This is a genomic window from Lutibacter sp. B1 (assembly GCF_012524075.1).
GTDB lineage: Bacteria > Bacteroidota > Bacteroidia > Flavobacteriales > Flavobacteriaceae > Lutibacter.
On record NZ_JAAZUI010000004.1, the window covers coordinates 96,606 to 120,424 of the forward strand.

Consider the following 23,819-nt stretch of genomic DNA (forward strand, 5'->3'; position numbering starts at 1 on the left):
GCATGTGTGTAAAATTATTGTTAAGACTACTTTATAAATTTGTAATAACAATGTTAAATTTGCTTTAAAAGAGATAGCTTTAGAAATCTAAATTATTAAGTATATTGCACCAAAATAGTAAACAATGAAAATGAATTGGAGTCAATTACTATCATTAAAAAGATATAATGATAAACAAAAACGATTACGTAAAAATCAAGATGAAACCCGATTGGGTTTTGAAGTAGATTACGATAGGATTATTTTCTCAGATTCATTTAGAAGTTTACAAGATAAAACACAGGTTGTACCTTTATCTAAAACCGATTTTGTTCATACTCGTTTAACACATAGTTTAGAAGTTAGTGTTGTAGCACGTTCATTAGGTAGAATAGTAGGTGAAAAAGTGCTCAAAAAACACTACGGTTTAGTTGAAGAAGGTTATAAAATGAACGATTTTGGAGCTATTGTTGCAACAGCCGCTTTAGCACACGATATTGGGAATCCTCCATTTGGCCATAGTGGCGAAAAAGCCATAGGTGAATATTTTAAAAACAGAAACGGACAAAAATATAAAAGCTCATTGTCTGAAAAACAATGGCAAGATTTAATTGATTTTGAGGGGAATGCAAACGGATTCAGAATTTTAACTGAAAGTAAAGAAGGAGTTGAAGGAGGTTTGCGTTTATCTTATGCTACATTGGGAGCTTTTATGAAATACCCAAAAGAATCTTTACCTAAAAAACCTACACCTCATATTTCCGATAAAAAATTTGGGATATTTCAATCTGAAATAACTTTTTTTGAAGAAGTAGCTAAGGAATTAGGACTTATTTCAACAGGTAAAAACGGAAATGTAGCTTATAAAAGGCATCCTTTAGCATATTTAGTTGAAGCTGCTGATGATATTTGTTATACGATAATTGATTTTGAAGATGGCATTAATTTAGGATTAATTGAAGAGGAATTTGCATTGGAGTATTTAATTAAATTGGTAAAAGACACCATTAACAGTGAAAAATACTATCAGCTTAAAACAAAAAAAGATCGTTTAAGTTATTTAAGAGCACTAGCTATAGGAACTTTAATAAATGAAGCGGCAACAGTATTTTTAGATAATGAAGATGCTATTTTAAAAGGTGAATACCCACATTCCTTATTAGATAAATGCAAATATGAAGCACAAATTAATGATATAATAAAAATAAGTGTTGAAAAAATTTATCAGAGTAGAGAAGTGATAGAAAAAGAATTGGTTGGTTATAATATTATTGATAAATTATTAGATATTTTTTTAACTGCAATTAATAGTAAGTTTGAAGGAACTTTAACTAATTACGACAAATTAGTAATTAATTTATTGCCCGAAAGCGTTCAACAACCTAAAGAAACTCTATACTTAAGAATTTTAACTGTTTGTGGCTTTGTGGCAAGTTTAACCGATGGTTTTGCTTTGCAGTTATATAAAAAATTAAATGGATAAAATATTTTTTTTAATTAAAAAGAATAAGCAAATCCAACGCCTAAAAGTTGTTTAAGTTGAATTTTTGGACCTAAAATATCTAATTCACCATCATTATCAATATCTTCTTTGTAAAGATCATCATCATCAAATAACATTTGGGCTCCAACATTTGCTTTAACGTATTTATTAATTGTTAAATCAAAATTTACTTCCCAGTTTACATCCACATTTCCATAATCATGTAAATAATCGGAATACAAACTGAGTTTGTTAGCCATTGTTATATTTTTCATAACATCTGTTTGCCATTCTCCTGCTATAAGCGTACCGAACTCTATTTTGGTATTTTCGCCTTCTTCCAGTAAATTCTCGTTTTCATCATAAACAGCCGGATCAACACCAAAAGCACCTTCATTTGCCAATGTTTGATCGTACACAAAAGTTGTTTTATTGGTTATAGGTGAAAGATAGATTTTTAAATTATTTTGTTTTGAAGAATACTCTGATCCAACACCTAAAAACAAATAAGCGGGAGAAAAGAATTTAGAGATTGGTTTATCTGTATTTGGGTACTTATATCCGTTTGTGAATTGTGTTTTAAAGTTAAATTTTGCAGAATAATACCAATTAGAAGTAGTATTATCTCTATAGCCAAAAGTGGAGTTTATTTCAACTAAATCTTCAGTTTTTCTAAGCTCTCTTTTCTCTTCTTTATTTAAACCGTAGTTACTTTTTATTTCATTTGTCCAAGATAAATGACTGTTTTTATAATTTCTTACAAAACGCACTTTTAATATTCCTGATACAGAGTTATTACCTCCGGCACTCCAATTAACAAATGAGTTCTGAGTAAAAATTAAATGTATGTCGTTTTTATTTGTCCAATTACTTTTAGAGTCTTGATCTGTTGCTATAGAATCTTTTAAAATTGTTGCTTTTAGCGGTAAGGTAATTAATGCTGTAAAAATAACGAATATTCTAAATTTCATTTTAATAATTGTTTGTAGAAAACAAGAAACAACAAAGTAACGTAAAATATTATTTTTAATAAAATTAAAGTTTTGTTAAAAAGTCAATTAAAAATTCTTTAGACAGTTTAATACTTTTATACAATTCATAAACTTTTCCATGCTCAATAAAGTTGTCAGGAATGCCTAAAACTTTTAAATTAATACTTTTATAGTTATTTTTAAATGCAAATTCTGAAACAGCACTTCCAAAACCACCTATTATAGTACCATCTTCAACAGTAACAATGGTTTTAAATTTTTTAAATATTGTGTGAAGCAATTCTTCATCTAAAGGTTTTATAAACCTCATGTTATAGTGAGCAACTTTATTTTTCGGCAGTTCCGATTGTATGTTAATTAAAGTATTTCCTATAGAGCCAACACTTAAAACTGCAATTTCATTTCCTGCTATAATACATTCGCCTTTACCGATTTCTATTTTGGTAAATGGTTGTTTCCAATCAATAATTGTTCCTTTGCCTCTAGGGTAACGTATTGCTAAAGGAAAATCGATACCTAGTTGAGCTGTAAACATAATGTTGCGCAATTCTATTTCGTTTAAAGGCGCAAAAATTACCATATTTGGAATACATCTTAAGTAAGCAATATCAAAAACACCATGATGTGTAGCTCCATCTTCACCAACAATTCCGGCTCTATCTATACAAAAAATTACGGGGAGGTTTTGCAATGCTACATCATGAATTATTTGGTCGTAAGCTCTTTGTAAAAAAGTTGAATAAATGGTGCAAAAAGGAATAAGGTTTTGCGTTGCCATTCCTGCAGCTAATGTTACGGCATGTTGTTCTGCAATTCCAACATCAAAAGCTCTTTCCGGAATTTCATTCAGCATTATTTTTAGTGAACTTCCGGTAGGCATCGCAGGTGTAATTCCTACTATTTTTTTGTTACTTTTTGCCAATTCAACAATAGTTTCTCCAAAAACATCTTGATATTTTGGAGGCTGTATATTTTCATTTTTTAATAATATTTCACCTGTAACTTTATCAAATTTACCTGGAGCATGATATGTTACCTGGTCTTGCTCTGCCTGATATAAACCTTTCCCTTTAGTGGTAATTATATGTAAAAATTTTGGACCTTTGATTTGCTTTAACCTCTCTAATTCTGTAATAACAGCGTTTATATCATGCCCATCTATTGGTCCAAAATAATTAAAATTTAGAGTTTCAATAATATTGTTTTTTCTAACTTTTTTACCGGCTTTAACATCGGTAAAGTAGTTTTTTAATGCACCAACACTTGGGTCAATTCCCATAGTGTTATCGTTCAAAATTATTAACAAATTAGCATCGGTAACTCCTGCATGATTTAAACCTTCAAAAGCCATACCGCTAGCAATAGAAGCATCTCCAATTACAGCAATGTGTTGTTTTTCAAAATCACCATTTATTTTTGAGGCAATTGCCATTCCTAAAGCAGCAGAAATGGAAGTAGAAGAATGTCCTGTTCCAAAAGCATCATATACACTTTCGCTTCTTTTTGGAAAACCTGAAATTCCGTTTAATTGTCTGTTTGTATTAAATATATTTTTGCGTTCGGTTAATATTTTATGTCCGTATGCCTGATGGCCAACATCCCAAACCAATAAATCTTTAGGTGTATTAAAAACATAATGTAGTGCAATTGTTAATTCAACCACACCCAAACTGGCTCCTAAATGTCCTTCTTTAGTGGCAACAATATCAATAATAAATTCGCGCAACTCCTTTGCAACTTGTTCAAGTTGACTTTTAGAAAGCTTTCGCAAATCTTTAGGGGAATTTATATGTTCTAGTAAATTTATTTTCACAAATGCAAAACTACAATTTTTAAATTGTTAGTTGAATTAAAATAATTTACTTTTGGTTTATGATGAATCCGTTTGACGATATCTATTTTATGAAAAAAGCCTTACATGAGGCCGAATTAGCTTATGCAAAAAACGAAGTTCCAATTGGAGCTGTAATTGTTATGAACAATCAAATTATTGCAAGAGCACATAATTTAACCGAAACGTTGAACGATGTTACTGCTCATGCCGAAATGCAGGCTTTTACTGCTGCTGCAGATTTTTTAGGCGGAAAATATTTAAATGATTGTACATTGTATGTTACTTTAGAACCTTGCCAAATGTGTGCAGGTGCCAGTTATTGGGCGCAATTAGGTAAAATTGTGTATGGTGCTTCTGAAGAAAAAAGAGGTTTTTTAGCAATGAATACTACCTTACATCCTAAAACAAAAGTTGTTGGTGGTATTTTGGAAAACGAATGCAGTAAATTATTGAAACGATTTTTTATAGAAAAGCGTAATTTGAATTAATCCTTGTCAGATTTCCCTTCTTCATGTTCTTTTATTCGTTCTCTAAAATTTTTAATTTCGAAACTACTCAAATCTTTATTTTTATATCTATGAAAAATAAACAAAGGCATTAATATAAAAGCAATAATTAAAACTGCAACACCTATAATAATTTCACCATTTGTATCTCCAGAGTTTTTTAAATAAAAACCTACACCTATCATCCCAACAACTAAAATCAATATAGTACTTAACACAAATTTCATAGTAAAACAATTATTTATTGTGTTGTAAAATTACAAAAAGTAATATATTTAATTCTATTTTAAATTTTAAATATGTTTCGGTTTTTAGTAATACCTTTAATTATATGTTTAGTGAGTTGTAATAACCAAAACGCTACTACAAACAAAGTGGAAAACAAAAATGAAAAAATAGTTATTGCTCATAGAGGAGCTTCGGGCTATTTACCTGAACATACTATGGAAGCAAAAGCTATGGCTTATGCTATGGATGTTGATTTTATTGAACAAGATTTAGTGTTGAGTAACGACAATGTTCCAATAGTAATACACGATATACACTTAGAAACAGTAACCGATGTTGCTATTAAGTTTCCTGAAAGAAAAAGAACAGATGGCAAATATTATGTTATTGATTTTACTTTTGATGAGCTAAAGCAATTAAATGTTACTGAAAGATTTGATGTAACTACCAATAAAGCTGTTTACCCTAACAGATTTCCAATAAACAAATCATCATTTAAACTTCACTCTTTACAAGAAGAAATTGAATTAATTCAAGGATTAAACAAAAGTACAGGGAAAAATATTGGGATATATCCTGAACTTAAAGACCCGGCATTTCATTTAGAAGAAGGAAAAGATATTTCAGTAATTGTATTAAATATTTTGAATGAATATGGTTATACAACTAAAAAGGATAACTGTATTTTACAATGTTTTGATGCAAACGAACTAAAAAGAATTAGAAAAAACCTTAAAAGCGAATTGTTTTTAGTTCAATTGATAGAATTTAAAGAAGATGAACAAAAGTTAGAGGAATTTTCAAAATATGCCGATGGAATTGGTCCTTGGTACAAACAAATTATAACAGGAAAAGACAATGATGGAAATTGGCAAATTTCTAACCTTGTTTCTGAAGCACATAAGTTTAATTTAAAAGTACATGCGTATACTTTTAGAGCAGATCAATTAGATGATTTTAAAACTTTTGATGAATTATTAAACGTAGCTCTATACCAAGCAAATATAGATGGTGTTTTTACTGATTTTCCAGATAAAGTTGTAAGCTTTGTTAAAAAAACTAATTAGTTACATCAATTAATTTTCTGCGATAGGCTGTTAGTAATCTCGATTTTGATATAAATCCGAAATATTTACCATCTTTAATAACAGGTAAATTCCATGCTACGGTGGTTATAAATTTATTCATTATAACCTCCATGGTATCTTTATCATAATCAATAACTTCAGGCACACTTTGCATTAAGCCTGATACACAAACTTTATCGTATAATTTTGTTTCAAACATAATGCTTCTAATATCATCAAGAGTAAGAATTCCTATAAACTCATTATCTTCATTTACAACAGGGAAATGATTTCTAGACGATTTTGAAACAGCGTTTTTAACAACTTCTCCTAATTTCATTTCAGGAGTAAGAATAATAAAATTGGTTTCAATTACTTTATCAACATCCATTAACATTAAAACATTCTTGTCTTTATTATGTGTTATCAGTTGTCCTTTTTTAGCAAGTTCTGCTGCGTAAATATTATGAGGAATATATTTTTTAGTTACAATAAATGAAATGGAAGCTACAATCATAATAGGTACAAAAAGCTCATAACCTCCTGTTATTTCTGCAATTAAAAATATTGCGGTTAATGGTGCTTGTAAAATACCCGCCATTAAACCGGCCATACCTACCATGGCAAAATTGGTTAAAGATAATTGGTGGCTAAATAAATTACTATGGTTCATTATCATTGCAAAAACATAACCTGTTACACTACCGGTAAAAAGTGTAGGAGCAAAAATACCACCTATACCTCCGGCTCCAAAAGTTAATGACGTTGCAATTATTTTAAATAGAATTAAACCAACCAGTAATGAAATTATAACAACATAATTATCTGTTGTTGTATGAAAAATATTATTAGTTACAACCTTTAAAACGTTACCTCTTAAAACGTTGTTTATAGTTTCGTAGCCTTCACCAAAAAGTGGTGGTATAAAAAATACGATTATACCCAATAAAAGTCCGCCAATTACTAGTTTTTGATAAGGATTCTTTATTTTTTTGAAAAATCCGCTAATAGCAAAATAAACTTTACTAAAATATATAGATGCCGCCGCCGACACAACTCCTAAAAGGACGAAAAAAAGTACATCGTTTAGTTCAAATTTATCTTGAAGTTTAAAATGTAGTAAAACATCATCACCAAAAAAGAAATAAGATGTTAAAATTGCTGTAATTGATGCCAATAATAACGGAATCATTGAAACTAAAGTAAGCTCTAAACTAAATATTTCTACAGCAAAAACTATAGCAGCAATAGGTGCTTTAAAAATAGAAGACATTGCTCCTGCCGCCGCCGCACCAATTAATAAGGTTCTGGTTGTTTGATTTAAATGAAAAAATCGTGCAAAGTTAGATCCTAAAGCAGCTCCGGTTGCAACTGTAGGTCCTTCTAACCCAACAGAACCTCCAAAACCAACAGTTAGCGGAGCAGTAATTAATGAAGCCCACATTTGATGCCTTGGCATAATTCCTTTTAGCTTAGAAATAGCATATAAAGTTGAAGGGATACCATGACCTACTTTTTTCTTCACAATATGTCTTATGGTAAGTAGAACCAAGAAAAAACCAATAATTGGAAAAATAAAATAAAAAGCTTGATGTATTTCTTTTATAAGTTCACCTTCAAGTAATTGCTGAATAAGATGCGTTAGGTTTTTTAAAGTAACAGCCCCTAAACCTGCCATTAAGCCAATTATTGCACTTGAAATATATATAAACTGGCGCTCAGAAATGTGCTTATATTTCCAAATTAAGAATTTTCGTAATAAATCTTTTAAACTGTTCGGCATGTAAGTTTAAATAAAAAAGTCGATGCAAAAGTACCAAAATATAGACACTAAGCGACTAATTTTGGGCAATTTTTACATTGTTTTTTTCCTTTCTTTTTAAATTTTTTGCAACACTTTTCTTTTGTGCTGCAATTTGAAGTACAAATACCTTTAGTATAGCATTCAAATTCGTAATTAAAAATATTTAAAGTCTTTGGGTTTGCCACTTTCTTATTTAGAATAATTTTAAACAAAGGTACAAATACTTTGAAAATCAGCATAAAAAAACCTCAATAATTTTATTGAGGGTATAAGTTTTAAATGAAAATGAGTTAATTAAATAGTAATTATATTATTAATCTAACGCCACCTAATTCTTCAATTTTATAAGGAAATTTTTCACTGGGAGATCCAATAAACATAAAGTTGATAGGTATTTTCCACTTATTGGAAAGTTCTCTAATAAGTTGTGGACTAAATTTTCCATCAATCACATTGAAATCAATTTTAATTTCGGGATATTCTTTCCCTAAAAATTCAATTTCATTTGGTAAGTTTGCCGGAACTTTATCACCTTTATCAAGTGCTAATACAATTTTAATTCTTTTTGTATGCTCATTTTTTATAATGTACATCATAACCTTGTTTAAAGTAGCTATATTATCTCCTTTTGTAAAAAACACAAATTCTTGAGCATTAATTTTGTTAATTGTACTAATTATTCTTTTGTCTGTTTTTAAAACAAAACTTCTAACAGGATCAAAAACAGAGTGTATTACATTAAGTAAAAATTTAAGTAAAAGAGTTCTATTAAGCATAATAACTATAAATATTACTGAAGGAATAAAATAATCTAAAAATATTGCTAGGTTACTTGGTAAATCACCTTTAGGTTCCATTAAAATATTTCCTATTAAAGCAATTACTACAGCACTAATAGCAATAAAAAGGCCTAACCATGAAGCTCTTTCGGGCCTAGGTAATTTACTTCTTCGTACTTTAAGTAAAATATTACCAATACCAAATAAAGCCATTACCGATAAGAAAGAAATGGTGTAAACTCCTGCAAGTAATTTTACGTTACCATTGGTTATGAGTAGTACAGAAACAGAAAGAAACAAGAACATAATAATAATTCTGTATGAACTTCCTCTTTTATTTTTCTTTAGAAAAAATTGAGGCATAATTCGGTCAAGAGTCATTCGTTCCAATAAACCTGAAACACCTACAAAACTTGTTAAAACAGCACCACTTAAAACTAAAAAGGCATCAACAGCAACTAAAGTTGCAACCCAATTACCACCAACATGATTTGTCATTTCTATCAATAATGTATTTTGATAAGCATCGCTTTGTAAAACAGGAATTGTAAATAATGCCAAAGCCAAAATTGCCATTAACGGATTTATTATACTTACAATAGCCCACATATTTCTTAGCGTTTTTGGAAAAACACCATGTTTTTGTTCTTCAACAAAGTTAGCTGAACTTTCAAAACCTGAAACTCCTAACATAGAAGCCGCAAAACCAAAAAATATTGCGTTGGTAATACTGCCTCCTTTTATTGAAAAATGCCAATTCTCAAAAAACAAATCAACACCATTATAGGTTAAATAGTAAAAAATAAACCCGGCTAAAATAGCAAGTGATGTTAAATGAAATAGAAAAATTCCAATAGCTACTTTTGCTGATTCTGTTATACCTCCAATAGTAAGTAATGCAAAAACCAGCAGTAAACAAATTGTTGCTATAATAATTGGCATTGAAGGGATTAAATGATGTAAATAATGTATTGCTTCGTTGGCAGAAATTACTGCAGTAGCCATGTACGACAATAATGTTAAGGTTGCAGCAAATGAAGCCATCGATTTACTTGTAGTATTAAGTAATGCATTATAGGCTCCTCCGTTTAAAGGTAGCGCACCAACAACCTCTCCGTAAATTTTTCTAAAAAGAAATAATACGAAAGAGACAATAAGTAATGTTATCCATGCATATTGGCCGGCAAAGGCAATGGCAAGAGCTGATACGTATAAAACGGAAGAACTAATGTCGTTACCACAAATTGCTGTTGCTGCCAGCTCGTTTAACTTTTTGTGGACTTTAGTTTCCATGTTTAAAATTTATAAGTCTATTTTTAAATTCAATTCTTTTAATTGTTCATCATCAATAGCAGAAGGAGCGTCAATCATTACATCTCTACCACTATTGTTTTTAGGAAATGCTATAAAATCTCTAATGGTTTCTTGTCCGCCTAAAATTGCTACCAATCTATCTAAACCAAAAGCTATACCGCCGTGAGGAGGAGCTCCAAACTCAAAAGCATTCATTAAAAAGCCAAATTGTTCCTTGGCTTTTTCAGGAGTAAAACCTAAATGATTAAACATTAAGGCTTGTGTAGCTTTATCGTGAATTCTAATTGAACCACCACCTATTTCATTTCCGTTTAAAACCAAATCATAAGCATTTGCTCTTACTTTTCCGGGATCGGTATCTAACAATGCAATATCTTGTGGTTTAGGTGATGTAAAAGGATGGTGCATAGCGTGGTAACGTTTAGTTTCTTCATCCCATTCCAATAAAGGAAAATCAACCACCCAAAGTGGTGCAAAAACATTTGATTTACGCAAACCTAAACGCGTAGCCATTTCCATACGTAAAGCACTTAGTTGAGCTCTAACTTTATCTGTTTCACCTGAAAGGAGACAAATTAAATCACCCGGTTTAGCACCTGTAATTGTAGCCCAGTTTGCTAAATCATTTTGATCATAAAACTTATCAACAGATGATTTGTAAGTTCCATCTTCATTACAACGAACATATACCATTCCTAAAGCACCAACTTGCGGACGTTTTACCCAATCAATCAGTTTATCAATTTCTTTTCTTGTATAACTATTTGCTTCAGGAACAGCAATTCCAACAACCAATTCGGCATTATTAAAAACACCAAAATCTTTATGTTTTGCTACTTCGTTTAATTCACCAAATTCCATTCCAAATCTAATATCAGGCTTGTCGTTTCCGTAGCGTCTCATAGCTTCATCAAACGACATTCTTGGAAATTTATCAACCTCAACACCATTTACTTCTTTTAATAAGTGTCGTGTTAAACCTTCAAAAGTGTTTAAAATATCTTCTTGCTCAACAAAAGCCATTTCACAGTCAATTTGCGTAAATTCCGGCTGTCTGTCGGCACGTAAATCTTCATCTCTAAAACATTTTACAATCTGAAAGTATTTATCCATTCCGCCAACCATTAGCAACTGCTTAAAAGTTTGTGGAGATTGAGGTAATGCATAAAACTGACCTTCATTCATTCGGCTTGGTACCACAAAATCACGCGCACCTTCAGGAGTAGATTTTATCAAATAAGGAGTTTCAACTTCAATAAAACCTTCATCAGAAAGGTACTTTCTGGTTTCCATAGCCACCTTATGGCGAAACATTAAGTTGTTTTTTACCGGATTTCTTCTAATATCCAAATAACGATATTTCATTCTAAGCTCATCACCACCATCAGTTTGGTCTTCAATAGTAAAAGGCGGAACAATAGATTTGTTTAAAATAGTAAGTTCTTTAACTAAAATTTCAACATCACCTGTAGGCATATTGCTGTTTTTAGATACACGCTCTATAACTTCGCCTTTAACCTGAATTACAAATTCTCTTCCTAGAGTTTTTGCGCGGTTTACCATTTCTTTAGGTGTACGCTCTTCATCAAAAATAAGCTGCGTAATTCCGTATCTATCGCGCAAATCAACCCAAATCATAAAACCTTTATCACGAGATTTTTGTACCCATCCGGCCAAAGTCACCGTTTGCCCTACATTTTCTATTCGTAATTCTCCGTTAGAATGTGTCCTGTACATTGTATTTTTTTTAAAAAGAATGTGCAAATTTAATCAATTCCAATATAGTATAAGCAGTAATTAATTATTTTTTGGGCGTTCCATTTGCAAAAGCAAATGTCAGGCTCTCGGCACTCGCTTTTTAGCTGTTGCTAAAAGAGCTCATACAAAGCCTCCATCCTTAACGCAAAACGGTTAAAACGCAAATTTTATGAAAACATTAAAGCTATTATTATAATTAGGTAATATAAACATCATTATATTTGCATTCGCTTTAGTTTAAAGCACAACAATTTAATTTAAAAGTATGGGTTACAAGCATATTGGAGGATTCATTAAAGAAAGAGCAGCAAAGTACCAACAAAAAAATGCCCTTTATTACAAAGGTAAAACAACTAAAGATTGGATAGGAATTTCTTGGATAGCATTAGAAGAAAAAATGCAAAAAACATCCAAAGCTTTAGTTCACTTCGGAATACAAGAACATCAAAATATAGCTATTTTTTCTCAAAATAAACCGGAATGGATTATTGCAGATTTAGCCATAATGGCGATAAGAGGCGTTACTGTACCGCTCTACGCTACAAATTCAAAAGCTGAAGTTGAATACATAGTAAATGATGCTGAAATTAGTGTATTGTTTGTTGGTGAGCAAGAACAGTTTGATAAAGCAATTGAACTTTCAAAAACGAATAAATATTTAAAACTAATAGTTGCTTTTGATACTAAAATCGATCTAAAAAATGCTGCAAACGCTGTATATTTTAACGATTTTATTGAACAACCGTTTACCAAATCTGTAGAAACAGAACTTCAAAAAAGATATTACGAAAGTGAATTGGACGATTTGGCAAGTATTATTTACACATCCGGTACTACAGGAGAGCCAAAAGGTGTTATGCTAAATCACCATAATTTTTCTGAAGTTTTAGAAGCACATGATTATGATTTAAACGTTACTGATGAAGATACTTCATTAGGATTTTTACCTTTAAGCCACGTGTATGAACGTACTTGGGTGTTGTTTTGTTTGTATAAAGGAGTTTCAATTTATATCAATCAAAATCCAAAATTAATAGCCAAAGTAATACAAGAAGTTAAGCCAACTTTAATGTGTACAGTACCACGTATTTTTGAAAAAATTTACGCAGCTATTGACGATAAAAGTAAGGAAGCTTCCCCTATAAAAAAGAAATTTATGGTTTGGGGATTAAAAGTGGGTAATAATTACTACAACTGGCATAAAAGAATTGACAAACCGGTTCCTTTCATTTTAAAATTAAAATACAAAATAGCACATAAGTTGGTGTTAAGTACATTGCAAGGTGTATTTGGTGGAAGAATCAAATTTATGCCATGCGGAGGTGCTCCTTTATCAAAAGAATTGGTTAAGTTTTTTCACTCCTTCGGTTTAAATATCAAATGTGGTTATGGTTTAACTGAAACTACAGCAACGGTAAGTTTATTTAGCGATACAAATTTCGAATTTAACTCAGCCGGAAAACCTTTAAAAGGCACACAAGTTAAAATTGGAGAAAACAACGAAATTTTAGTAAAAGGTCCCGGTGTAATGCAAGGCTATTACAAAAAGCCTGAAGAAACAGCTAAAGTTTTTAAAAACGGATGGTTTTGTACAGGCGATGCAGGTAAAATTGATGAAAAAGGTAATTTAATTATTACCGACAGAATTAAAGATTTAATGAAAACTTCCGGAGGAAAATACATTGCTCCTCAAAAACTGGAAACTGCCCTAATCAACGATTCTTTTATTGAGCAAATTGCCGTAATTGGTGATCAACAAAAATATGTAACCGCTTTAGCAGTTCCAAGTTTTGAAAATTTAAAAGAATATGCTTTAAAACACAAAATAAACTTTAACACTATTGAAGAGTTAATTGCTCACAATCAAATTAAAGATATGTTTGAAAAACGTTTTGAAGAATTACAAAGAGAATTTTCTGTTTTTGAAAAAATTAAAAAATTTACTTTATTACCAAAAGAGTTTAGTATTGAAGCCGGTGAAATAACTGCAACACTTAAGTTAAAGCGTAAAGTTATTGAACAAAGATATCATGAGCTCATCAAAAAAATGTATGCAGAATAACAACTTTATGTTGTATTTTTAATTCAAAACTTTCAGATTTTGGACTCAAAATTATATTTAGTACCTACACCTATCGGTAATTTAGAAGATATGACTTTTAGAGCTGTAAAAGTTTTAAAAGAAGTTGATGTTATTTTAGCAGAAGATACGCGTACAAGCGGTAAGTTATTAAAACATTTAGAAATTACAACACCTATGCAAAGTCACCATATGCATAATGAGCATAAAATGGTTGACAGAATTGTACAACGTATTAAAAATGGTGAAACAATAGCGTTAATTTCTGATGCCGGTACACCCGCAATTTCAGATCCCGGTTTTTTACTAAGTAGAGCTTGTATTGAAGCAGGTATAGAAATTGAATGTTTGCCCGGTGCCACAGCTTTTGTTCCTGCATTGGTAAACAGTGGTTTGCCAAATGATAAATTTGTTTTTGAAGGTTTTTTACCGGTAAAAAAAGGAAGACAAACGCGTTTAACTTTTTTAGCTGAAGAAACCAGAACAATGATTTTTTATGAATCTCCACATAAATTAGTAAAAACGCTAACCAATTTTGCCGAATATTTTGGTGAAGAGCGTCCAATTTCCGTTTCGCGTGAATTAACTAAATTGTACGAAGAAACAGTTCGGGGAACTGTTGCCGAAGCAATTGTACATTTTACCAATAAACCGCCAAAAGGTGAATTTGTTATTGTAGTTGGTGGAAAAAAATAATTTATTCTTCTATATCAAATAAATATTCAACCGTAACATTAAAAAACCGAGCCATTTTTATAGCTAAAGTAACAGATGGGTTAAATTTATTCTTTTCAATTGCGTGTATAGTTTGCCTCGATACATTTAACTTTTCAGCCAAATCAGCTTGAGTTAAATCATGTCTTGCACGTTCTACTTTTACTAGATTCTTCATTAATCCATTCTTTTTTTAATTGAAAAAATGGTAAAATAAAATATTAGATAAATCATTATAAAATAATCTAAAGTTAATTTTAAATCTTTTGAAAAAGAATATAACAAAATAGAAAGTATCAATCCAATAATTGCTGAAAGTTGATAAGATTCTAATCGTAATTTGTCAATATAATCATCTTCTATTTTCTCTTTTGAAATCATATAAATCAGTATGCCAATAATTCCTAATATTTCAAAGAAATGAGTTAAGTTTTCTCCAAAATAGGATGAAAATGTAAATACGTTTTCATTTATTGGGAGTATGTGATTTCTACTACTGGCTACATTGTATCCTGAATTAAATCCATCAATAAAATCATCCCCAACACCCAAAAAGGAGAATACAAGAAATACAACTAATCCTAATTTTTTACACCAATTTGGTAATATTTGTAATTTCATAATCTATTATTTTTATACAAATGTAAATAAAACTTTACATTTAGTTATAAAAAATAGAAAATAATTATAAAATTTATTAAGGATGATTTGAATAAAAAGCATCAAAAAGAGTATAGAATCAGCTCTATTTCCCTTTAAAAAGTTGTTGAATTTAATTTATTTTTAAGTGATTTAACATCAATTGATTCAAGTAACTCTAATACATTTGGATATAATAGTTTATGATAACCAAAACGTTTATCAGTAAATTCTGCGATAGCTTTATCTTTTGGCCAGTTTTCAAATACCATTCTGTAAGCAGCTACAATTACACCTGTTCTATCAGAGCCATACCAACAGTGTATAAGAATTGGTTTTTCTGCTTCTTTAATAATTTTTAATGACTCAAAAATATCGTTATTGCTAAATTTAGAAGTTTTTATAGGAAAATGCATTAATTTTAATTGAGTATTTTTTGATTTTTTTAAATCTTTATTCTTCTTTCTCAAATTAAGAACAGTTTTAATATCCGCATTTTCAATTTCTTGCATACCTTTTTTTGAAGGTTGCTCAGATCTATATAAAAAATCATTTAATTTATAGAGATTATCAAAATTAGCTGATTCTATTTTTTCAATTACAGGAATAGGATTACTACCAAAATTTATAGTAAAACTAAAAGAAAATACTGATAGTAAAACTATATATTTTAATTTTTGCATTGTTGTTGTATTTTTAGTTAACGATTTATAAGCAATAAGTTTAAAAATTATGAATACTGTAATTTTATCAATCGTGTGACATAGTGTTTTGTTGGTTTAATTATCAAAAATTAGACCATAAAATTTATGCTTGTAAAACAATAGCTTGTAATTTAATTGAAACATTATTTTAATAACTCATTCCTACAATTTTTTCAACATCAGCAGGAGTTAATTTTTGGTATTCACCTAGTCCAAGCCAACCTCGTTCTGTAAAACGTTTTGAAATTATTTCAGCAGTTCCTTCATATTCATCAGTATATTCAGAAAGCTTCGTTTTAATATCTAAAGACTGGAAAAAATCTCTTGTTTTTTCAATTCCGGCTTTTGCTTTTTCTTCAGTAGTTCCTTCAGTAACATTCCAAACACGCTCTGCATATTGTGCCAATTTTTCCTTTTTACTTTCAAAATTATAGGTGTAATGGTTTGGTGCAATAATTGCTAAGGTTCTTGCATGATCTATGCCAAATAAAGCAGTTAGTTCGTGTCCCATTGCATGTACAGCCCAATCATTAGGCACTCCTTTTTGAATGAGTCCATTTAATGCCATAGTACAACTCCACATAAAATTTGCCGCAGCTTTATAGTCAGAAGGGTCTTTTATAATTGCAGGAGCCACTTCAATTAATGTTTGTAAAATGCTTTCAGCAAATCTGTCTTGTAATAAAGCGCCTATAGGATATGTCATGTATTGTTCTAAAACATGCGTATAAGCATCTGTAACGCCGTTTGCCAATTGTCGTTTTGGAATTGAATGTACTACTTGTGGGTCCAAAATTGAAAATACAGGAAATAAACCGGGACCTCCCATAGCTAATTTTTCTTTGGTTTCTTCACGGGTAATCACTGAGCCTGAATTCATTTCCGATCCGGTAGCAGGTAAAGTTAAAACTGTTCCAAATGGCATACCTTTTAAGGTGCGTACATTGTTAGCTAATATATCCCAAGGAGAATCGCCTTTATATAAAGCTGCAGCCGACAAAAACTTGGTTCCATCAATTACAGAACCTCCTCCAACAGCTAATAAAAAAGTAATGTTTTCACTTTTAATCACTTTTAAAGCATCCAATAAAATTTCATATTCCGGATTTGCAGGAATTCCTCCAAATTCAACAACTTCAAAGTTCGAAAGGGCTTTTTTTACTTGGTTGTAAATGCCATTCTTTTTAATACTTCCACCTCCGTAAAGCATTAATATTTTAGCATTTTCGGGTATTTCTTTTGTAAGATTTTCTATTTGACCTTTGCCAAAAAGTATTTTGGTAGGGTTTATTAATTCAAAATTATTCATAATAAGGAATTTATATTTTTATAGTATTATTTTAAAGTAATCCATCCTGTTCTTGTAAGTAAACTATCCCACATTGGAATAGGTATTACTAAGCCTTTTTGATTATTTACATCTAATCCTGTTTCAATTAGTTCAGGAGTTTCATTTTTTACTTTATCTAACCAATTAGGTTCAATTAAAAGTTCACGACCTAAAGCAAATAAAGGAATCCCTGTTTTTAAAATTTTTTCAGCATCTCCAGGAGTACTAATACCTCCAACTGCAATAACAGGAATGGAACCGTTTAATTTTTCATAAATTAATAGTGTTCTAGAAGCAGTATCATTTTTATCACGTAGAGAGCCACTCCAAAAATTCATGGTAGAAACATGTAAATAATCTAATTGTTTTTTAGATATAGCTTCTACTAATTCAAGAGTGTCTTCAATAGTAATTCCCGGATTTTCTATTTCTTCAGGAGAAATACGATAGCCTATTAAAAATGGTGTTTTCGCGTTTTCTTTTACGGCTTGTTTTACGGCATTAATTACAGCTAAAGGGAATGTCATTCGTTTTTCTAAACTTCCGCCCCATTTATCTGTTCTTCTATTTGAATGAGGCGAGAAAAATTGTTGTATTAAATAAGTGTTTGCTCCATGAATTTCTACGCCATCAAAACCAGCTTCAATTGCTCTTCTAGTTGCATCTCCATAAGCTTGTATAGTTTTAATAATTTCATCTTCAGTCATTTTTCTAGGAACTTGAGTATCTTCTCTTTCAGCAGCTACAGCACTGGCACTTATAGATTGTTTGTCTAAAAGTTCATCCGGTGGACACATTCTTCCTCCATGATAAATTTGAATTACTGCTTTTCCACCATTTTCTTTTAACGTATCAGCAATACGCTTTAAACTTGGAATCATTTCATCTGTATGTGCACCTATTTGCCCGTGAAATCCTTTTCCTTCTCTTGTAACATAAGCACACGCTGTAATTAATAATTCGGCACCTTTGTTGCGTTTTCGGTAATAGACTATTTCGCTATCAGAAACAGTTCCGTCTTCATTACCGGAAAAAGTTGTCATTGGAGCCATTACAACTCTACTATCCAATTTAATTCCTGACACAGGAAAAGTGAAAGGAGAAAGTATATTTTTAAAATTTGAATTAGACATAATAAATCTCTTTTAATTACTCAATAATTGTAACTAAATCTTCAGTACTTTTTCTCACTTTAGGCAAGTTCACGAGCCAATCTTTTTCAGCATCTCTATAACCCAAAGGAAGAAGTAGGCAGCTTCTTAATCCTTTTTCTTTCAATCCTAAAATTTTGTCGGCAGCAGGCGGATCGAAACCTTCAATAGGAGTACAATCTACACCTTCAAATGCAGCAGCAACCATTGCTATACCAAATGCAATATATGCTTGTTTAGAGGCGTGTATAAAATTTTCTTCCGGATCTCTTTGCGGATATAAATTCAATAAACGTTGTCTGTAAGCATCTGCAGCTTCTTTGTTTGAAAAATTTCTAACTTCATCCGATAGGTCATACATTTTATGAATACGTTCAGGAGTGTAAGTGTCCCAAGCAGCAAAAACCAATAAATGAGAACAGTCTGATACTACCGGCTGATTCCAAGCAATTGCTTTAATTTCTTCTTTTACTTTTTGATTGGTAACCACAATTATTTCAAAAGGTTGTAAACCGCTTGATGTAGGCGCAAGTCTTGCCGCTTCTATAATTCTATCAATTTTATCTTGAGAAACTGTTTTACCATTCATTGCTTTTGTAGCATATCTCCAGTTTAATTTATCTAATAATTCCATTTTTTTAGTATTTAGTTATTTTTAATTATTTGTTGCTATTTCTTGAATTTTATCTGATGTAATAATTTGTGTTATATCGTATGTTGAGTTTGCTAAATTTAGCATAGCCTCAGCAATATTTTCTGCTTTAATCATTCTATATCTTTTTAGTTTCCCTACTAATAGTGGGTCTATTAATTTAAAAAACAGGAATCCTATTTTTTCCATAGGTCTGTTTTCATTTCTTACACCTGTTATTAATGAAGGTCTTAATATATAGGTGTTTGCTATTTTTTCTTTTAATACATCTTGCTCCATTCTACCTTTAGTTCTATTATAAAAAATAGTGCTTTTAGGATTAGCTCCCATTGCAGAAACTACCATAAATGTTTTAATATGATTTTCTTTTGCGAGTTTGGCAGCAGCAACAGGTATTCCATAATCTATTTTTTTATAGAGTTCTTTATCAGGTGTTTTTTTAGCGGTTGTACCTATACAGCAATAAACCTCATCTGCAATAAAATCATCTTTAAAACTTTCTAACGCCAAAAGATTTCCTGTTTTTTGTGTAACTTTTGGGTGTAAACCTTCCATTTTTTTACGAGAAAATACTTTAACAATTGTATATCTATCGTCTTCAGTTAGTTTGTTTAAAAGATGTTTTCCTGTTAAACCGGTAGCTCCTAAAATTATTGCTGTTTTCCCCATTTTTTATGAATTAAATTCTGATACTGTCCCAAGCTGCCTGAAATGCATTTTCTAAACAATTTTCATCTAATTGGTTTTTATCTTTTTTCTGCATATTCATTAAAAAAGCTAAAGGATAAATGGTATAAGCGTAGAGGAGGTAAGAAGAAATCGGCTTAATAATTTTCTCTGTTTTCCCTCGTTCCCATAAATCTATAAGAGGTTGCAAATGTTTTAATCCTTCTTCTTTGCTGGTCTCATCAATCATAGGAGTATTATCACATTGAGATAAAAAAACAGCTTCTTCAATATTTTTAAATTTATAATGCGCAATGTTTTTCCAAATAATTTCGAATCCTTTTTTTATCGGTAAACTTTCATCATATTCATTAAAAGCACATTCACAAAAAGAAGCTTTAACTTCAACGTACAATTGATTTATTAAATCTTGCTTACTGTCAAAATACAAATAAATAGTGGCAGGAGATACACCGGTTAATTTTGCTATTTTAGACATAGGAGCATCGTGAAAGCCATTATTATTAACCAAACTTAGTGTAGCTTTTAACAAAGCTGTACGTTTTTCATTATTTTTTTCTCGTTTTACCATATTACGGACTATAACATTTCGTAAATGTACTAAAAGAATGAACGTTCATTCTTTAAATTTTGTTAAAAAAATGGTAAACTTAAAAATGGTACTTTTGGAGTGTAAATACAGTTATGGGAACTAAAATTAAATTAAACGAAAACTTACATCCAACTAATAAGCATAAATCTGGTTATAATTTTCAAGAATTATGTGAAGGATATCCGCCTTTAAAAGAATTTGTTTTTGTAAATAAGTACCAAACCGAAACAATAGATTTTGCCAATTCAAAAGCTGTAAAGGCTATAAATACGGCATTATTATTTAAGTATTATAACATTATGTTTTGGGATTTTCCCGATAAAAATTTATGTCCGCCAATTCCGGGTAGAGTTGATTATATTCATTATTTATCCGATTTATTAACAGAAAGCGGTATTACCGAAAATATTACTGTAATGGATATTGGTACTGGAGCAAGTTGCATTTATCCGTTACTGGGAAATGCTGAATATGGTTGGGAGTTCGTTGGAACGGATATTAACGAAAAATCATTGAATTGTGCTCAGCAAATTTTAAAAAAGAATCATATTGATAGTTTAATAAAATTAAAATACCAACCAGATTCTACTCAAATATTTAAAGGTGTTTTAACTGAAAACGATCGGTTTTCAGCTACAATGTGCAATCCTCCTTTTTATAAATCTCAAGAAGAAACAATGCAAGCCAATGCTCGTAAATTAAAAGGATTAGGAAATGCTAGTGATTTTAAGAGTAGAAATTTTAGTGGAAAGCAACAAGAACTTTGGTATAAAGGAGGAGAAAAAGCATTTGTTCATACGTATTTGTATGAAAGTTCTTTTTTTAAAACGCAATGTTTTTGGTATAGCACCTTAGTTTCTAAAAAGGAAAATTTAAAAAGTATGTATGCTTCTTTAAAGAAATTAAATGCTACAGAAATTAAAATCATTCAAATGCTTCAAGGTAATAAAATAACACGTATTGTAGCTTGGACTTTTCTTACAAAAGAAGAACAGAAAAAGTGGATTTCTTCTTAAAAAAAAGCTGATTAAAAATCCTGAAAAATGTTATTCTTAATCTCAAAATTATAGTGATATAGCGTATCAAATTTGATGAGAAACTGAACTTGTTTCAGTTTGACGATTTTTTAATCAGCTCTTTTTGAAAATTTATTATTCTACATAAGTTAATGTTGCTTCTACTAAAATTTTATCAGAAGCATTTCCAACCAATATTTTGAAATCTCCAGGCTCTGCTTTCCAGCTTTTACTATCAACATCATAAAATGAAAGGTCTTTTTTAGTAAGTTCCATTTCAATTAGAGCAGTTTCACCTTTTGCAAGAAAAACTTTTTTAAATCCTTTTAATTCTTTCACAGGTCTAATTACTGAAGCCTCTACATCTTGTATGTATAATTGAGCAACCTCAGCACCATCAATTTCACTTGTATTAGTAATTGTTAAAGTAACTGTTACAGGTTCTTCGTCTTTTATTATTGCTGAAGAAAGTTGTAAATCATTAAACTCAAAAGTAGCATACGATAATCCGTGCCCAAAAGCATAAAGCGGTTGTATCTTTTTGGTTTCGTACCATCTATAACCAACTAATACACCTTCTTTGTATTCTACATCTATTTGAGGATATTGCATATTCATATCTTCTGCCCAGCCGGCATAGAGTTCTGCTCCTTCCGGTAAATAATTTGCACCGGGTGAATCAGAAAATTGTTTTTCAATTGAAATAGGTAATTTTCCGGAAGGATTTGTTTTCCCTGATACAATTTCAGCCAAAGCAATATTTCCGTTTTGTCCAACATACCAAGAGTAAAGTATTCCGGCAACATCGTTAGCCCAAGGAGTCATTTCTACACCACCACCTGCATTTACAATTACCAAAGTATTTCCATTTAATGTGGAAATATTCTTGATTTTTTCATTAGTTTCTTCAGGGAGTTCAAAAGGTTTGTCCCAACCTTCATTATCAAGAGTTCCAATACTCACTATAACAACATCTGCCTCTGTAAAATCTTCATTTGTTGGATTTTCAATGTACGTTAAATTATCTCCAAATTCGGCTTTAAAAGCATCGAGCATAGTTACAATATCATAACCTTCGACTTCTGCTGAACCTCCTCCACGAGCTAATTCTTCAACAAAATCTCCTGTTAAAAGTATTTTTTTATCTTTTGAAACGGGTAAAACACATTCATTTCTCAATAATACGATGCCTTCTCGGGCAGTATTTAAGGCTACTTTTTCGTGTTCAGTGAATTTATTTAGAAAACTTTCATCTTTAACTTCTCGTTCAGTTAATCCCATAGCAATGGAAAGTTTAAGAACGTTTTTGGCCATTCTATCAATATCGTTTTCAGTTATTTTGCCTTCATCTAATAATCTTTTCGCATTAGAACGTACATACACATCTCCCATAATTTCTAATCCGGGAATATCCATATTTCCTTCGCCGGGCATTTCTAAATCAAGACCCGAAGTAATGGTTTTAACAGGATCCCAAACCGACCACCAATCGCTCATAACCAATCCTTTAAATCCTAACTGTCCTTTTAATAAATTGGTAATTACAGTTTTGCTTTGTCCTGCCCATTCACCATTAACCATATTGTAGGAGGTCATAACTGCCATAGCTCCGGCGTCAATTCCTGCTTTAAAGGCAGGTGTATATATTTCGTGAATGGTTCTTTCATCAACAATGGCATTAGTCATTCTACGGTGAAATTCATGATTATTAGCCAAGAAATGTTTCATAGTAGCAACAGTACCGGTATTTTGTACACCTACTACATAATTTTCAACCATACGACCAGCTAAATAAGGATCTTCACCAAAATATTCAAAATTACGTCCGTTTTGCGAAACACGATAAATATTCATTCCCGGACCCAGTAAAACAGCAATATCGCCGGCTCTACATTGTTCTCCAATTGAAGTAGCGTATTGTTTTGAAAGATCTGGATTCCAAGTGGAAGCCAATAAAATAGGACAAGGAAATGCGGTAGATTTTTCTAATTGTCCACTTAAATCTTTTCTGATATGTACACCTTGAGTAGCATCAGAAAGGTACAATTGCGGTATGTTAAACTTTTCAACTCCTTTTACAAAAAACCAATTATGCCCGCCAATAAGTTCAATTTTTTCTTCAACACTAAGTTGAGTAAGAAATTCATCTGCTTTTTTTGAAGATTCTTCATAACTTACAGGAGGCGAAAAAGGTTTTACAGGCTCTTCTTTAAAAGTTTTCATGTCAGGTTTTTTATCTGCACATCCAAAAAACAGAAGTGTGCACATAATACAGGTAAGTAAATATTTCATTTTAATATATTTTACATTAAAGATGTATAAATATACTACTAATAAAATAGTTTTTAAGTATTTAAAACTCAATAAATAATCAATAGAAATGAAGAAATATTACTTTGTTTATTTAGTGTTATTGTAAACGTAGTAAAGCAATCTTTTTTATTGAGTGAGATTACTTGGTCGGTTAATTCCTAGCAATGACGGATTTTAACTTTAGTGCAAACCTATTG

General features: G+C 30.8%; 21 protein-coding genes. 6 read left to right on the plus strand and 15 right to left on the minus strand.

Translation table 11 applies throughout. The features are described 5' to 3' along the window. Positions 1–130: 130 nt before the first annotated feature. Positions 131–1,462 (plus strand): deoxyguanosinetriphosphate triphosphohydrolase, encoded by a 1,332-nt coding sequence (locus tag HGB55_RS03635; protein WP_168814845.1) that lies wholly within the window; start codon positions 131–133, stop codon positions 1,460–1,462. A gap of 14 nt (positions 1,463–1,476) precedes the next feature. Here HGB55_RS03635 and HGB55_RS03640 read toward each other — a convergent pair whose 3' ends face one another. After that, entirely contained in the window at positions 1,477–2,433 is a 957-nt protein-coding gene (locus tag HGB55_RS03640; protein WP_168814734.1) for a DUF3078 domain-containing protein, read from the minus strand. 64 nt (positions 2,434–2,497) lie between these two features. After that, the gene (locus HGB55_RS03645; protein ID WP_168814735.1) at positions 2,498–4,267 is read right to left on the minus strand and encodes a 1-deoxy-D-xylulose-5-phosphate synthase; all 1,770 of its coding nucleotides are present in this window, start codon (positions 4,265–4,267) and stop codon (positions 2,498–2,500) included. Positions 4,268–4,326: 59 nt separating this feature from the next. On the opposite strand from HGB55_RS03645, the gene HGB55_RS03650 reads away from it, so the two are divergent. Beyond that, positions 4,327–4,776 carry a nucleoside deaminase gene (locus HGB55_RS03650; RefSeq protein WP_168814736.1) on the plus strand — a complete coding sequence of 150 codons (450 nt, stop codon included), beginning with the start codon at positions 4,327–4,329 and terminating at the stop codon, positions 4,774–4,776. On the opposite strand, the gene HGB55_RS03655 is transcribed toward HGB55_RS03650, so the two are convergent. Next, positions 4,773–5,021, minus strand: coding sequence for a hypothetical protein (locus HGB55_RS03655; RefSeq protein WP_168814737.1), 249 nt, complete (start codon positions 5,019–5,021; stop codon positions 4,773–4,775). The two genes, HGB55_RS03650 and HGB55_RS03655, sit on opposite strands and share 4 nt — an antisense overlap. A gap of 72 nt (positions 5,022–5,093) precedes the next feature. Here HGB55_RS03655 and glpQ point away from each other — a divergent pair, with 72 nt between their 5' ends. Next, on the plus strand, positions 5,094–6,089 hold the full coding sequence (glpQ, locus tag HGB55_RS03660; protein WP_168814739.1) for a glycerophosphodiester phosphodiesterase: 996 nt from the start codon (positions 5,094–5,096) through the stop codon (positions 6,087–6,089). Here the strand turns inward: glpQ and HGB55_RS03665 are convergent. The 3 genes from HGB55_RS03665 to aspS all read right to left on the minus strand — a co-directional run bounded on the left by HGB55_RS03665 (position 6,082) and on the right by aspS (position 11,723). Then, entirely contained in the window at positions 6,082–7,872 is a 1,791-nt protein-coding gene (locus HGB55_RS03665; RefSeq protein WP_168814741.1) for a chloride channel protein, read from the minus strand. The two genes, glpQ and HGB55_RS03665, sit on opposite strands and share 8 nt — an antisense overlap. A 326-nt stretch (positions 7,873–8,198) precedes the next feature. After that, positions 8,199–9,965, minus strand: coding sequence for an APC family permease (locus HGB55_RS03670; RefSeq protein WP_168814743.1), 1,767 nt, complete (start codon positions 9,963–9,965; stop codon positions 8,199–8,201). A gap of 9 nt (positions 9,966–9,974) precedes the next feature. Then, positions 9,975–11,723, minus strand: coding sequence for an aspartate--tRNA ligase (gene aspS / locus HGB55_RS03675; protein WP_168814745.1), 1,749 nt, complete (start codon positions 11,721–11,723; stop codon positions 9,975–9,977). Between the two features lie 286 nt (positions 11,724–12,009). Here aspS and HGB55_RS03680 point away from each other — a divergent pair, with 286 nt between their 5' ends. Beyond that, positions 12,010–13,806: a long-chain fatty acid--CoA ligase gene (locus HGB55_RS03680; RefSeq protein ID WP_168814747.1), complete on the plus strand. Its 1,797-nt coding sequence runs from the start codon at positions 12,010–12,012 to the stop codon at positions 13,804–13,806. Between the two features lie 39 nt (positions 13,807–13,845). After that, on the plus strand, positions 13,846–14,520 hold the full coding sequence (gene rsmI / locus HGB55_RS03685) for a 16S rRNA (cytidine(1402)-2'-O)-methyltransferase (protein ID WP_256368415.1): 675 nt from the start codon (positions 13,846–13,848) through the stop codon (positions 14,518–14,520). 1 nt (position 14,521) lies between these two features. Here the strand turns inward: rsmI and HGB55_RS03690 are convergent, their stop codons facing one another. The 8 genes from HGB55_RS03690 to HGB55_RS03725 form a co-directional block, all read right to left on the minus strand. Further along, entirely contained in the window at positions 14,522–14,716 is a 195-nt protein-coding gene (locus HGB55_RS03690) for a helix-turn-helix transcriptional regulator (protein ID WP_168814749.1), read from the minus strand. After that, a complete protein-coding gene (locus HGB55_RS03695; protein ID WP_168814751.1) occupies positions 14,716–15,159 on the minus strand; it encodes a hypothetical protein in 444 nt (147 codons plus the stop codon). Before HGB55_RS03695 ends, HGB55_RS03690 begins: the two co-directional genes overlap by 1 nt. A gap of 134 nt (positions 15,160–15,293) precedes the next feature. Next, positions 15,294–15,860 (minus strand): dual specificity protein phosphatase family protein, encoded by a 567-nt coding sequence (locus HGB55_RS03700; RefSeq protein ID WP_168814753.1) that lies wholly within the window; start codon positions 15,858–15,860, stop codon positions 15,294–15,296. A 169-nt stretch (positions 15,861–16,029) separates the two neighbouring features. After that, positions 16,030–17,190, minus strand: a complete 1,161-nt coding sequence (locus tag HGB55_RS03705) for an iron-containing alcohol dehydrogenase (RefSeq protein WP_168814755.1) — start codon at positions 17,188–17,190, stop codon at positions 16,030–16,032. 26 nt (positions 17,191–17,216) lie between these two features. After that, positions 17,217–18,344: an NADH-dependent flavin oxidoreductase gene (locus HGB55_RS03710; protein ID WP_168814757.1), complete on the minus strand. Its 1,128-nt coding sequence runs from the start codon at positions 18,342–18,344 to the stop codon at positions 17,217–17,219. 16 nt (positions 18,345–18,360) lie between these two features. Then, on the minus strand, positions 18,361–18,996 hold the full coding sequence (locus tag HGB55_RS03715) for an NAD(P)H-dependent oxidoreductase (RefSeq protein ID WP_168814759.1): 636 nt from the start codon (positions 18,994–18,996) through the stop codon (positions 18,361–18,363). Between the two features lie 21 nt (positions 18,997–19,017). Beyond that, entirely contained in the window at positions 19,018–19,683 is a 666-nt protein-coding gene (locus HGB55_RS03720; RefSeq protein ID WP_168814761.1) for an NAD(P)H-binding protein, read from the minus strand. Positions 19,684–19,693: 10 nt separating this feature from the next. Further along, complete coding sequence (locus HGB55_RS03725; protein WP_168814763.1) at positions 19,694–20,272, minus strand: TetR/AcrR family transcriptional regulator; 579 nt, start codon at positions 20,270–20,272, stop codon at positions 19,694–19,696. 113 nt (positions 20,273–20,385) lie between these two features. On the opposite strand from HGB55_RS03725, the gene rlmF reads away from it, so the two are divergent. Further along, on the plus strand, positions 20,386–21,309 hold the full coding sequence (gene rlmF, locus HGB55_RS03730) for a 23S rRNA (adenine(1618)-N(6))-methyltransferase RlmF (protein WP_168814765.1): 924 nt from the start codon (positions 20,386–20,388) through the stop codon (positions 21,307–21,309). A gap of 135 nt (positions 21,310–21,444) precedes the next feature. On the opposite strand, the gene HGB55_RS03735 is transcribed toward rlmF, so the two are convergent. After that, the gene (locus tag HGB55_RS03735) at positions 21,445–23,601 is read right to left on the minus strand and encodes a glycoside hydrolase family 3 protein (protein WP_211047336.1); all 2,157 of its coding nucleotides are present in this window, start codon (positions 23,599–23,601) and stop codon (positions 21,445–21,447) included. Between the last annotated feature and the right edge of the window lie 218 nt (positions 23,602–23,819).

What these genes read in the sequence shown, in the direction of transcription:
- HGB55_RS03635 (WP_168814845.1), top strand. Translation starts at nt 131, where the DNA reads ATGAATTGGAGTCAATTACTATCATTAAAAAGATATAATGATAAACAA.
- HGB55_RS03640 (WP_168814734.1), bottom strand. Translation starts at nt 2,433, where the DNA reads ATGAAATTTAGAATATTCGTTATTTTTACAGCATTAATTACCTTACCG.
- HGB55_RS03650 (WP_168814736.1), top strand. Translation starts at nt 4,327, where the DNA reads ATGATGAATCCGTTTGACGATATCTATTTTATGAAAAAAGCCTTACAT.
- HGB55_RS03655 (WP_168814737.1), bottom strand. Translation starts at nt 5,021, where the DNA reads ATGAAATTTGTGTTAAGTACTATATTGATTTTAGTTGTTGGGATGATA.
- glpQ (WP_168814739.1), top strand. Translation starts at nt 5,094, where the DNA reads ATGTTTCGGTTTTTAGTAATACCTTTAATTATATGTTTAGTGAGTTGT.
- HGB55_RS03665 (WP_168814741.1), bottom strand. Translation starts at nt 7,872, where the DNA reads ATGCCGAACAGTTTAAAAGATTTATTACGAAAATTCTTAATTTGGAAA.
- HGB55_RS03670 (WP_168814743.1), bottom strand. Translation starts at nt 9,965, where the DNA reads ATGGAAACTAAAGTCCACAAAAAGTTAAACGAGCTGGCAGCAACAGCA.
- aspS (WP_168814745.1), bottom strand. Translation starts at nt 11,723, where the DNA reads ATGTACAGGACACATTCTAACGGAGAATTACGAATAGAAAATGTAGGG.
- HGB55_RS03680 (WP_168814747.1), top strand. Translation starts at nt 12,010, where the DNA reads ATGGGTTACAAGCATATTGGAGGATTCATTAAAGAAAGAGCAGCAAAG.
- HGB55_RS03690 (WP_168814749.1), bottom strand. Translation starts at nt 14,716, where the DNA reads ATGAAGAATCTAGTAAAAGTAGAACGTGCAAGACATGATTTAACTCAA.
- HGB55_RS03695 (WP_168814751.1), bottom strand. Translation starts at nt 15,159, where the DNA reads ATGAAATTACAAATATTACCAAATTGGTGTAAAAAATTAGGATTAGTT.
- HGB55_RS03700 (WP_168814753.1), bottom strand. Translation starts at nt 15,860, where the DNA reads ATGCAAAAATTAAAATATATAGTTTTACTATCAGTATTTTCTTTTAGT.
- HGB55_RS03705 (WP_168814755.1), bottom strand. Translation starts at nt 17,190, where the DNA reads ATGAATAATTTTGAATTAATAAACCCTACCAAAATACTTTTTGGCAAA.
- HGB55_RS03710 (WP_168814757.1), bottom strand. Translation starts at nt 18,344, where the DNA reads ATGTCTAATTCAAATTTTAAAAATATACTTTCTCCTTTCACTTTTCCT.
- HGB55_RS03715 (WP_168814759.1), bottom strand. Translation starts at nt 18,996, where the DNA reads ATGGAATTATTAGATAAATTAAACTGGAGATATGCTACAAAAGCAATG.
- HGB55_RS03720 (WP_168814761.1), bottom strand. Translation starts at nt 19,683, where the DNA reads ATGGGGAAAACAGCAATAATTTTAGGAGCTACCGGTTTAACAGGAAAA.
- HGB55_RS03725 (WP_168814763.1), bottom strand. Translation starts at nt 20,272, where the DNA reads ATGGTAAAACGAGAAAAAAATAATGAAAAACGTACAGCTTTGTTAAAA.
- rlmF (WP_168814765.1), top strand. Translation starts at nt 20,386, where the DNA reads ATGGGAACTAAAATTAAATTAAACGAAAACTTACATCCAACTAATAAG.
- HGB55_RS03735 (WP_211047336.1), bottom strand. Translation starts at nt 23,601, where the DNA reads ATGAAATATTTACTTACCTGTATTATGTGCACACTTCTGTTTTTTGGA.